This is a genomic window from Achromobacter anxifer (assembly GCF_903652925.1).
Lineage (GTDB): Bacteria > Pseudomonadota > Gammaproteobacteria > Burkholderiales > Burkholderiaceae_B > Achromobacter > Achromobacter anxifer.
Genome location: NZ_CAHLAR010000003.1, coordinates 797,287 through 807,727, shown reverse-complemented (window position 1 = coordinate 807,727; position 10,441 = coordinate 797,287). Strand labels below are relative to the sequence as shown.

9 protein-coding genes are annotated in these 10,441 nt (G+C 67.6%); 4 read left to right on the top strand and 5 right to left on the bottom strand.

Going from position 1 to position 10,441, the window contains the following annotated elements; all coding sequences use genetic code 11:
* On the bottom strand, positions 1-1,070 hold a 1,070-nt coding region (gene mutL, locus HWY37_RS12990; RefSeq protein ID WP_246302272.1), incomplete at its 3' end, for a DNA mismatch repair endonuclease MutL.
* A 101-nt stretch (positions 1,071-1,171) separates the two neighbouring features.
* On the opposite strand from mutL, the gene HWY37_RS12985 reads away from it, so the two are divergent.
* The gene (locus tag HWY37_RS12985; protein WP_176088778.1) at positions 1,172-1,810 is read left to right on the top strand and encodes a VTT domain-containing protein; all 639 of its coding nucleotides are present in this window, start codon (positions 1,172-1,174) and stop codon (positions 1,808-1,810) included.
* Between the two features lie 129 nt (positions 1,811-1,939).
* On the opposite strand, the gene HWY37_RS12980 is transcribed toward HWY37_RS12985, so the two are convergent.
* Both HWY37_RS12980 and tsaE read right to left on the bottom strand, forming a co-directional pair.
* Positions 1,940-3,325, bottom strand: a complete 1,386-nt coding sequence (locus HWY37_RS12980; RefSeq protein WP_176088777.1) for an N-acetylmuramoyl-L-alanine amidase — start codon at positions 3,323-3,325, stop codon at positions 1,940-1,942.
* Entirely contained in the window at positions 3,253-3,792 is a 540-nt protein-coding gene (gene tsaE / locus HWY37_RS12975; protein ID WP_175205253.1) for a tRNA (adenosine(37)-N6)-threonylcarbamoyltransferase complex ATPase subunit type 1 TsaE, read from the bottom strand. Before tsaE ends, HWY37_RS12980 begins: the two co-directional genes overlap by 73 nt.
* A gap of 161 nt (positions 3,793-3,953) precedes the next feature.
* On the opposite strand from tsaE, the gene fumC reads away from it, so the two are divergent.
* Positions 3,954-5,351 carry a class II fumarate hydratase gene (fumC, locus tag HWY37_RS12970; protein ID WP_175205252.1) on the top strand — a complete coding sequence of 466 codons (1,398 nt, stop codon included), beginning with the start codon at positions 3,954-3,956 and terminating at the stop codon, positions 5,349-5,351.
* Between the two features lie 68 nt (positions 5,352-5,419).
* On the opposite strand, the gene HWY37_RS12965 is transcribed toward fumC, so the two are convergent.
* On the bottom strand, positions 5,420-6,319 hold the full coding sequence (locus HWY37_RS12965; protein ID WP_175205251.1) for an AEC family transporter: 900 nt from the start codon (positions 6,317-6,319) through the stop codon (positions 5,420-5,422).
* Positions 6,320-6,559: 240 nt separating this feature from the next.
* On the opposite strand from HWY37_RS12965, the gene HWY37_RS12960 reads away from it, so the two are divergent.
* The gene (locus tag HWY37_RS12960; RefSeq protein WP_175205250.1) at positions 6,560-7,543 is read left to right on the top strand and encodes a tripartite tricarboxylate transporter substrate binding protein BugE; all 984 of its coding nucleotides are present in this window, start codon (positions 6,560-6,562) and stop codon (positions 7,541-7,543) included.
* A gap of 87 nt (positions 7,544-7,630) precedes the next feature.
* On the opposite strand, the gene HWY37_RS12955 is transcribed toward HWY37_RS12960, so the two are convergent.
* Positions 7,631-8,536, bottom strand: coding sequence for a LysR family transcriptional regulator (locus tag HWY37_RS12955; RefSeq protein ID WP_176088776.1), 906 nt, complete (start codon positions 8,534-8,536; stop codon positions 7,631-7,633).
* 143 nt (positions 8,537-8,679) lie between these two features.
* Here HWY37_RS12955 and ggt point away from each other — a divergent pair, with 143 nt between their 5' ends.
* The gene (gene ggt, locus HWY37_RS12950; protein WP_176088775.1) at positions 8,680-10,437 is read left to right on the top strand and encodes a gamma-glutamyltransferase; all 1,758 of its coding nucleotides are present in this window, start codon (positions 8,680-8,682) and stop codon (positions 10,435-10,437) included.
* Positions 10,438-10,441: the final 4 nt, after the last annotated feature.

Below are 10,441 nucleotides of genomic sequence, written 5' to 3'. Positions count from 1 at the left end.
GACGGGGCGGGCCGGGCCACGGTTTCAAAGCCATCGTCGTCCGCGCCGCCGCCTTGCGCGGCAGGCGCGGCCGCGGACGCGCCGCCGGTCTGCGCCAGCGTCTGGCCGACGGCGTTGGAGACGAAGCGGTGCACGGCGCCGCTGTCGCGGAAGCGGACTTCGTGCTTGGCCGGGTGCACGTTCACGTCCACGGCGGCCGGGTCGATGTCCAGGAACAGCACGTAGGCGGGCTGGCGGTCGCCGTGCAGCACGTCGGCGTAGGCCGCGCGCAGGGCGTGGCTGACGGTGCGGTCGCGCACGTAGCGGCCGTTCACGTAGAGGTACTGGCGGTCCGCGCGGGCGCGGGCGGCGGTGGGGCGGGTGATCATGCCCGCCAGGCTCACCGTGCCGACCGAGTGCGACAGCAGCAGGCCGTGCTCGGCGAATTCGGCGCCCAGCACGTCGCGGATGCGTTGCGGCGGTTCGGCGGGCAGCCATTGGCGCTGTGCGCGGTCATGGTGGAACAGGCGGAACGCGATCTGCGGATGCGCCAGCGCGATGCGTTCCATGGCGTCGACGCAATGGCCGAACTCGGTGGCCTCGGAACGCAGGAACTTGCGGCGGGCCGGCACCGCGTCGAACAGCTGGCGCACGTCCACCGTGGTGCCCGGAGGGCCCGAGGCGGGGCTGACCTGCATGCTGCCGGCGTCGATCTGCCAGGCGTGTTCGCCATCGCGGGTGCGGGAGATGATGGTGACCTGGGCCACGGACGCGATGGAGGCCAGGGCCTCGCCGCGGAACCCCATGGACGCCACCGATTCCAGTTCGTTCAGCGAGCGGATCTTGCTGGTGGCGTGGCGCGCCAGCGCCAGCGGCAGTTCCTCGGGCGGAATGCCGCCGCCGTCATCGGTCACGGCGATACGGCGTATGCCGCCGCCTTCGAGGCGCACCTCGATGGCGCGTCCGCCGGCGTCGATGGCGTTTTCGAGGATTTCCTTGAGCACGGACGCCGGCCGCTCGATTACCTCGCCGGCGGCGATCTGGCTGATCAGCAGGTCGGGAAGGGCAAGAATGGAGCGGCGTTCAGTCATGTGGCTGTGTTCAGGTAGGGCTATGTGGATGATTTTAGCGTCATGGACGGGTGGGCTATAGTCGCGGACTGATATCCCATTTCGCAGTCAGGGTTGCTTCAATGCTCGAATTTTTCAATATGGTGCTCCACATCGACAAGACGCTGGGCGTCTGGGTCGCGCAGTACGGCATGTGGGTGTACTTGGTGTTGTTCTTGATCGTTTTCGCGGAGACGGGGCTGGTCGTGTTGCCCTTTCTGCCGGGGGACTCGCTGCTGTTCATCGCGGGCGCGTTCGGCGCCACGGGCCATATCGACCCGTTCCTGATGGGCGGCTTGCTGATTGTCGCGGCGATCACCGGCAATACGCTGAACTACGCCATCGGGCGCTATATCGGGCCGCGGGTGTTCTCGATGAACCTGCGTTTCCTGGACCGTGGCGCGCTGATGCGCACGCACGCGTTCTATGAAAAGCACGGCGGCAAGACCATCGTGATGTCGCGCTTCATTCCCGTGGTCCGCACCTTCGCGCCCTTTGTCGCGGGCGTGGCCGACATGCCGCTGTCCCGCTTCCAGTTGTTCAACATCCTGGGGGCGTTGCTGTGGGTGGTCAGCCTGGTGGCCGCGGGCTACTTCTTCGGCAACATCCCGCTGGTGCGCGAACACCTGAACACCATCGTGCTGCTGGGCCTGGCCGCCGCCATTGTGCCGGTGGTGGGGGCGGGCGTGTTCAAGCTGATCAAGGCAAGAAAGGGTACGTAGGGGGAAGCGCGGGAGGGTCGGCGCAAGAACGCAACAGCCGATCGCGCGCAACCCATCAGCAGCCCAACCAGAAAAAAGGCGTTGCGCCCATGAAGCGCAACGCCTTTTTTCATGCAGCCGACCTTGCCGTCAGCTCACGTCGCCCAGCCGCGCCAGCGGCGGGTTGGCGGTGAAGTAGCGCTGGATGCCGGTCAGCATGGCCTGGGCCAGCTTGTCCTGGTGCGTCGTGCTGCGCAGCAGGGCTTCTTCCTGCGGGTTGCTGATGAAGGCGGTCTCGACCAGCACGGAGGGGATGTCCGGGGCCTTCAGGACGGCGAAACCGGCCTGTTCGACGCTGTTCTTGTGCAGGCGGTTGATCTTCTTGATTTCGTCCAGGAACGCGCTGCCCACTTTCAACGAGTCGTTGATTTGCGCGGTGGTGGACAGGTCCAGCAGCACCTTCGCCACCTGGCGGTCGTGGCTGCCCAGGTTGACGCCGCCGATCAGGTCGGCCGCGTTTTCCTTGTCGGCCATCCAGCGCGCCTGGGCGCTGGTGGCGCCGCGCTGAGACAGCGCGAACACCGACGAGCCGTTGGCCGTGGGCTTGACCCAGGCGTCCGCGTGGATCGAGATGAACAGGTCCGCATGCACGCGGCGCGCCTTCTGCACGCGCACGTGCAGGGGCACGAAGTAGTCGTCGTCGCGCGTGAGATAGGCGCGCATATAGGGTTGGCTGTCGATCAGGGCCTTCAGGCGCCGGGCGATGCGCAGCACCACGTCTTTCTCGCGCAGGCCGCTGCTGCCGATGGCGCCGGGGTCCTCGCCGCCATGGCCGGGGTCCAGCGCGATGGTCAGCATGCGCTGCTTGCCGCGGCTGGCGGTGGCGGGCGGTGGCTTGGGCGCGGTGGGCAGCGGGGGCGCCGGCTGCTGGCCGCGCACGCGCGGCGGCTCGGGCGGATCGGCGCGGGCCACCGGGTTGCGCTGGATGTCTTCCAGGATGCGCGCCAGCGGGTCGTCCACGTCGGGGCCGCTCTGCTTGTTCAGGATCGCGACCAGCGGATCCTGGGCGACCTTCGGATACAGGTCCAGCACCAGCCGGTACTGGTAGTCGGCCACGGGCTTGAGCGTGAACACCTGCGGCGCCACGGGCTGCTTCAGGTCGAACACCAGGCGCACCACGTTGGGGCGGTTCTGCGCCACGCGCAGGCTCTGGATGTAGGGGTCGTCCGGGCGGACCTTGGAGACCAGGTCGTTCAGCGCCGCGCTGATGGTCAGTCCCTCAATATCCACCACCAGGCGGTGGGGGTTTTCAAGGGTGAACTGTTCAGCCTTGAGCTCGCTGTCGAGCTCCAGCGTGACACGGGTGTATTCGTCGGCCGGCCAGGTACGCACGGCCAGGATCGTTGCCGCCTGCGCCAGGCGCGGCAGGACCGGCAAGACGAGCAGGCTGGCGGCGACGCTGATCAGGCGGCGCCGGGTGGCGCCTGCCGGGGGGAGGGCGCCGACTTGGGCGGGGGGACAATCGCGTTCAACCATGTTTGTCCTCGAGCGGTGTACGCGGTCAGGGTGGCGTCGCGTCCTTCGCCTGCATAGGCTAGGGAAATCAGCAGGTCGGGAGGGGGCAAAAGACCCCCAGCCCGCTCCGGCCATTCGATCAAAACGACCGCATCGTCACGCAGTAAATCCCGGAATCCTGCGTCCAACCATTCGCGCGAATCACTAAATCTATAAAAATCAAGGTGATAGAAGTATAAGTTAGAAACTTTATAGGATTCAAGCAGCGCGTAGCTGGGACTTTTGATCCGGCCGGTGATGCCGCATTCCCGCAACAGGGCCCGGGTGAACGCCGTTTTCCCTGCGCCCAGGTCTCCCTGGAGGTGGATATGTCCCCCTGCCGGACCGGTCTGGCCGCTGGAAACCAGGGGGGCGAGCTGCCGCGCCAGCGACTCCGTGGCGGCTTCGTCGGGCAGGTGCAAGGTCAGGCTGCAAAGAGGGGCGGACATGGCGCGGGGCGAGTGGTAAAAACGGTGGAGGGAGCACGGATGTTGCGCAATTATAGGAATGCGGGTTTCTGCTAACCTAGAATTGATTACCATTCTCAACTTTTGCGTGGCCAGGCAACGCGGCCGGCCACCATCGACGTCGCCACGGAGTAGCACGCGCCATGAAGACCCGCATTGAAAAAGACACGTTTGGTCCCATCGAAGTCCCGGAAGATCATCTCTGGGGCGCCCAGACCCAGCGTTCGCTGCATTTTTTCGCGATTTCCACCGAGAAGATGCCGGTTCCGCTGGTCGACGCGATGGCGCGGCTCAAGCGCGCGGCCGCCAAGGTCAACGCCGACCTGGGCGAGCTGGATCCGAAGATTGCCGACGGCATCATCCGCGCCGCCGATGAAGTGATCGCGGGCAAGTGGCCCAACGAGTTTCCGCTGTCGGTCTGGCAGACCGGTTCCGGCACCCAGAGCAACATGAACATGAACGAGGTGCTGGCCAACCGCGCCTCGGAACTGCTGGGCGGCGTGCGCGGCGAAGAGCGCAAGGTCCACCCGAACGACCACGTCAACCGCGGCCAGTCGTCCAACGACACCTTCCCCACCGCCATGCACGTGGCGGCCGCGGTGCAGGTCGAACACCACCTGCTGCCCTCGCTGAAGGCGCTGCGCGCCACGCTGGCCGCCAAGAGCGCCGAGTTCTACGACATCGTCAAGATCGGCCGCACGCACCTGCAGGACGCCACGCCGCTGACCCTGGGCCAGGAGCTGTCGGGCTACGTCGCGCAGCTGGACCTGTGCGAGCAGCAGATCCGCGCCACCTTGCCGGGCCTGCACCAGCTGGCCATCGGCGGCACCGCGGTGGGCACCGGCCTGAACGCGCATCCGCAGTTCAGCGTCAAGGTCTCGGCCGAACTGGCGCACGCCACCGGCACCGCCTTCGTGTCGGCGCCCAACAAGTTCCAGGGACTGGCCTCGCATGAAGCGCTGCTGTTCGCGCACGGCGCGTTGAAGTCGCTGGCGGCCGGCCTGATGAAGATCGCCAACGACGTGCGCTGGCTGTCCAGCGGTCCGCGTTCGGGCCTGGGCGAGATCAGCATTCCCGAGAACGAGCCGGGCAGCTCGATCATGCCGGGCAAGGTCAACCCGACGCAGTGCGAAGCCATCACGATGCTGGCCGCGCAGGTGCTGGGCAACGACGTCGCCATCAATATCGGCGGCGCCAGCGGCAATTTCGAACTGAACGTCTTCAAGCCGCTGGTGATCCACAACTTCCTGCAATCGGTGCGCCTCCTGACCGACGGCATGGCCAGCTTCAACGAGCATTGCGCCGCCGGCATCGAGCCCAACCGCGAGCGCATCGCCGAATTGGTCGACCGTTCGCTGATGCTGGTGACGGCGCTGAATCCGCACATCGGCTACGACAAGGCCGCGCAGATCGCCAAGAAGGCGCACAAGGAAGGCCTGTCGCTGAAGGAATCGGCGCTGGCGCTGGGCTACGTGACCGAGGCGCAGTTCGCCGAGTGGGTCGTGCCCGCGTCCATGACCAACGCGCACAAGTCCTCGTAAGGACGACTGTTCCGCCCATGAAAAAAGACCGCTGCGGCGGTCTTTTTTCATGGCTGGCGCACTGCCGTTCAAGCCGTGCCGGTGAGCATCAGCCACAGCGGGATCGTCAGCGCCGAGAACAGGGTGCCCAGCGATATCAGCACCGCCACCATGCGGCCGTCGCCGCCCATGCGCATGGCCAGCACGTAGGCCGCGGAAGCGGTGGGCAGGGCGGCGAACAGCAGCAGCATGCGCGATTCCAGCGGCGGCAGCGCCAGCAGGCGCGCAACCAGCAGGGCCACGGCGGGCAGGATCAGCAGCTTGACCGCGAGCATCCAGGCGATCAGCGGGCCATGGCCCTTGCCGCCCTCCCAGGACAGGCTGGCGCCCACGCAGATGATGCCCAGCGCGAGGGCCGCCGCGCCCAGGCGGGCCAGCACCGTGTCCAGCGGGCCGGGCAGGTGCAGGCCGGCCAAGTTGCAGGCCAGGCCCGCCAGCGTGGAGATCACCAGCGGATTGCGCGCCAGTTCGCGCAGCAGGTTGCCGCCGCTGTGGCGCGCCAGGCCGTAGACGGCCGCCACATTGGCCATGGGCACGGCGAAGCCGACGATCAGCGCCATGATGGTCTGGCCCTGCGTGCCGCCCAGGCTGGCCGACAGCGCCAGGCCGATGTAGGTGTTGAAGCGGTAGCCGCATTGCGCGGACGAGGCCAGGCCCAGCGACGAGGGCTTCAGCGCCGGGCCGGCCAGCCAGGACAGCGCGACGCCGGCCGCGATCAGGGCCGCCGACGCCTGCAGCAACATGGCGGCGTTGCCGGCCGTGATGGGGGTGCGCAGGATGGACTGGAACAGCAGCGCGGGGAACAGGACGAAGTAGACCAGGCGCTCGGTGCCGGCGAAGAATTCGCGCGAGAAATTCAGTTTGTGACGCAGCGCCCAACCCAGCGCGACCAGCATGAAATCAGGGAAAACCAGAAGGGCAACCGACATGTGCAAGTACGTATTTGATGCGCGTCAGACGAGGATCTCTGCGCTATGCGTCTGTAAGTATTTGCTGCTATTCTCCGTCATTCTGGCGGGCGCGTGTGCCACAAGCAACGTATAAAAGCAGTGCTCACCCTGCGCACAGAGCATGCGCCCACCACCGTCAATTGCTGACCTGCCCACAGGCGGGCGCATCACACAACGGTCCGTACACACACGGGCTCGCAAACTGGAGGAAACACACCTATGAATAAAGTCCGCTCCCTGGCCGTCGCTGTCGCAGTGGCCGCCGGCACCCTCGGCGCCTCCGCCGCCGTCGCAGCCGACAAGTATCCGAGCAAGCCGATCCGCGTCATCGTTCCGTTCGCACCGGGCGGCTCGACCGACATCATCGCGCGCCTGGTCACGCAGCGCATGAGCCAGGAACTGGGCCAGCCCATGGTTGTGGAAAACAAGGGCGGCGCCGGCGGCGCCATCGGCGCATCCGAAGCCGCGCGCGCCGATGCCGACGGCTACACGCTGTCCATCGCCACCGTGTCGACGATGGCCGTGAACCCCGCCTGCCGTCCCAACGACCTGCCCTACGATCCGATCAAGGACTTCCAGCCGGTCACCAACTTCGCCAACACCGCCAACGTGGTGGCCGTGAACCCGAAGTTCCCCGCCAAGGACTTCAAGGGCTTCCTGGAAGAGCTGAAGAAGAATCCGGGCAAGTACTCCTACGGCAGCTCGGGCACCTGCGGCGTGCTGCACCTGATGGGCGAGTCGTTCAAGATGGCCACGGGCACCGACATCGTGCACGTGCCGTACAAGGGTTCGGGCCCGGCCGTGGCTGACGCCGTCGGCGGCCAGATCGAAATCCTGTTCGACAACCTGCCGTCGTCGATGCCGCAGATCCAGGCGGGCAAGCTGCGCGCCATGGCCATCGCGTGGCCGGACCGCATCGAAGCCATCAAGGACGTGCCCACGTTCAAGGACGCCGGTTTCCCGGTGCTGAACCAGCCGGTCTGGTACGGTCTGCTGGCGCCCAAGGGCACCTCGATGGAAGTCGTGAACAAGCTGCGCGACGCCGCTGTGGTGGCCCTGAAGGACCCCAAGGTCATCAAGGCGCTGGACGACCAGGGCTCGGCTCCGTCGGGCAACACGCCGGAAGAATTCGCCAAGGAAATCAAAGAGCAGTATGACTGGGCGAAGGACGTCGTGAAGAAGCAGAACATCAAGCTGGACTGATGCCGCGCGGGGCGGGCCTTGCCCGCTCCCTCTGCAAAGCACAACGGGCGCCTCAGGGCGCCCGTTGTGCTTTGTGCCGCAAGGCGATCAGGCCGCGGCGTCGAGTCCGGCCTGCAGCGCCTCGCAGGCGGCGCGCAAGCGTTCGATGAAGTCGCGGTGCAGCGCCGATAGCGGATCCTGGTTGCGCACCATGATGCTGATCGGCACGCGCAGCGCGGGTTCCAGCCGCCGCAGGTTCATGCCGGGGCGCAGCATTGCCTGCGCGGTGATCGCGTCGACGATGGCGTCGCCGCACCCCGCGTCGACCAGCGCGCAGGCCACGTAATGCGTCTGCACCTGGATGGCGACCTGCGGGTCCAGGCCCTGCGCGTCCAGCGCCATCTGCAGCAGCGCGCCAGAGGCGTCGGCCGCATCCAGCACGATCAGCGTATCGCCCGCCATCGCGGTCAGTTCCGTCAGCGGCAGCGGGCCCGGGCCGGGCTTGCGGCTCAGGTGCACGAGTTCCGTATGGCCCAGGCCCATGCGGGTCAGGCCCGGATAGTCGTTGGTGTCGAAGGTGACGGCCAGGTCCAGTTCGCGCGTCAGCAGCCCCTGCACCAGCTCGGCGCTGTGATGGGTGTGGATATCGAAGGTGATGCCGGGCTGCGCCTCGCGGCTGTCGCGCACCACGCCGGGCAGCAGCCCCAGGCCCAGCGCGGGCGCGCAGCCCAGCCGCAAGTGGCCGTTGGGGTGGTCGCGCAGGCTGGCGGCCAGCCTGCGCACGCTGTTGAGGTCCTGGTTCAGGCGCGCGACCTCGGGCGTGAGGATCTCGGCCTCGCGGGTGGCGACGAGCCGGCCCTTGACGCGCTCGAACAGCTTGAAGCCCAGCTGCGTCTCGGCGTGCGCCAGCAGCTTGCTGGCGGCGGGCTGCGAAATATGCAGCGCGGCCGCGGCCTCGGTCAGGGATCCGGTACGGCGGATCGCTTCGAAAATCTCGATGTGGCGCAAACGCATGGCACGAAGGGGACAGTGGGCGGAAACCGCGATTCTATGCCGGATGCGGCGGACGGGACGCGCGCGGCCGCCGGCGCGACAGCCGCAGGCGCCTTGACTATCATGGACGCCTGCCGGAAAGCCGGAGCCCATCGGAGCCTTACATGCGAGTTTCCCGCCATGCCGCCGCCATCCTGCTTGCCGCCGCGCTGGCCGCCACGCCAGCGGCGTGGGCGCGCACCACGCAGGCCGTCGAGGACCGCAATCCCGAGGCCGCCAGCGGCCTGCAGGCGCGCCAGCTGGTGCGGGCGCCGCATTTCATGATGGTGTCGGCCAACCCGCTGGCGACGCAGGCCGGCGACGAGATGTTGCGCCGGGGCGGCAGCGTGGTGGATGCCGCCATCGCCACCCAGCTGGTGCTGAACCTGGTGGAACCGCAATCTTCCGGCATAGGCGGCGGCGCCTTCATGGTGGTGTATTCGGCCAAGGGCGGCCGCATCCAGACCTACGACAGCCGCGAGACCGCGCCCGCGGCCGCCCATCCGCACCGCTTCCAGGACCAGAACGGCAAGCACCTGTCCTTCGCGCATGCGGTCAACAGCGGCCTGTCGGTGGGCGTGCCGGGACTGCTGCGGGGGCTGGAGCTGGCGCACAAGGAGCAGGGCGTGCTGCCCTGGGCCGATCTGTTCCAGCCCGCGATCCGGCTGGCCGAGCAGGGGTTCGCCGTGTCGCCCCGCCTGCACAAGCTGCTGGCCGGCAACAAGGCGTTGCGCGAGCAGGCCGCCGCGGCGGCCTATTTCTATGCGCCCGACGGTACGCCCTGGCCGGTGGGGCATGTGCTGAAGAATCCGGAGTTCGCGCGCACCTTGCGCGCGGTGGCCGAACAGGGCGCGGACGCGTTCTACCAGGGCGATATCGCCCGCGACATCGTCGCCGCGGTGCACGGCCATGCCGTGCCCGGCGACCTGACCCTGGCCGACCTGGCCGGCTATCGCGCCAAGACCCGCGAGCCCGTCTGCGGCGCCTATCGCGGCTACCAGCTGTGCGGCATGGGACCGCCCAGCAGCGGTCCCATCGCGGTGCTGCAGATGCTGGGCGAGCTGGAGCAGTTCCCCATGGGCAGCTACAAGCCCGGCAGCGTGGAGGCGGTGCATTACTTCTCCGAGGCCGGCCGCCTGGCGTTCGCCGACCGCGACTTCTACGTGGCCGATCCGGATTTCGTGAAGGTGCCGGTGCGCGCCATGTTGGACCCGGCCTACCTGCGCGCCCGCGGCGCCCTGATCCAGCCTGACCGCAGCATGAAGGTGGCGCTGCCGGGCGATCCGGAGGGCAAGCTCGTGTCGCTGGGCAAGGACGATGCGCTGGCGCTGCCCTCGACCAGCCATCTGGTGGCGGTCGACGCGCAGGGCAATGCGCTGAGCATGACGACCACCATCGAGAACGAATTCGGCAGCAAGATCTTCGTGCGCGGCTTTCTGCTGAACAACGAGATGACGGACTTTTCCTCGTCCTACAAGGACCCGGAGGGCCGCCTGGTCGCCAACCGCATCGAACCCGGTAAGCGTCCGCGCAGCGCGATGGCGCCGATGATCGTGCTGCGCGACGGCAAGCCCTACATGCTGGTGGGTTCGCCGGGCGGCAGCGCCATCATCAACTACGTCGCCAAGACCCTGGTGGGCGTGCTGGACTGGGGCCTGGACATCCAGGCCGCCATCGACCTGCCCAACATGGGCAGCCGCAACAAGGACACCGAACTGGAGAAGGGCACCGCGCTGGAGGCGCTGGCGCCCGCGCTGGAACGCATGGGGCACCCGGTGCGCATTACCGAATTCCCGAGCGGCATCCATGGCATCGTGATCGATGCCGGCGGGCTGCAGGGCGGCGCGGACCCGCGCCGCGAAGGCCTGGCCCAGGGCGGCTGAGCCG

What these genes read in the sequence shown, in the direction of transcription:
- HWY37_RS12965 (WP_175205251.1), bottom strand. Translation starts at nt 6,319, where the DNA reads ATGTCGGTTGCCCTTCTGGTTTTCCCTGATTTCATGCTGGTCGCGCTG.
- tsaE (WP_175205253.1), bottom strand. Translation starts at nt 3,792, where the DNA reads ATGTCCGCCCCTCTTTGCAGCCTGACCTTGCACCTGCCCGACGAAGCC.
- fumC (WP_175205252.1), top strand. Translation starts at nt 3,954, where the DNA reads ATGAAGACCCGCATTGAAAAAGACACGTTTGGTCCCATCGAAGTCCCG.
- HWY37_RS12955 (WP_176088776.1), bottom strand. Translation starts at nt 8,536, where the DNA reads ATGCGTTTGCGCCACATCGAGATTTTCGAAGCGATCCGCCGTACCGGA.
- HWY37_RS12980 (WP_176088777.1), bottom strand. Translation starts at nt 3,325, where the DNA reads ATGGTTGAACGCGATTGTCCCCCCGCCCAAGTCGGCGCCCTCCCCCCG.
- HWY37_RS12985 (WP_176088778.1), top strand. Translation starts at nt 1,172, where the DNA reads ATGCTCGAATTTTTCAATATGGTGCTCCACATCGACAAGACGCTGGGC.
- HWY37_RS12960 (WP_175205250.1), top strand. Translation starts at nt 6,560, where the DNA reads ATGAATAAAGTCCGCTCCCTGGCCGTCGCTGTCGCAGTGGCCGCCGGC.
- ggt (WP_176088775.1), top strand. Translation starts at nt 8,680, where the DNA reads ATGCGAGTTTCCCGCCATGCCGCCGCCATCCTGCTTGCCGCCGCGCTG.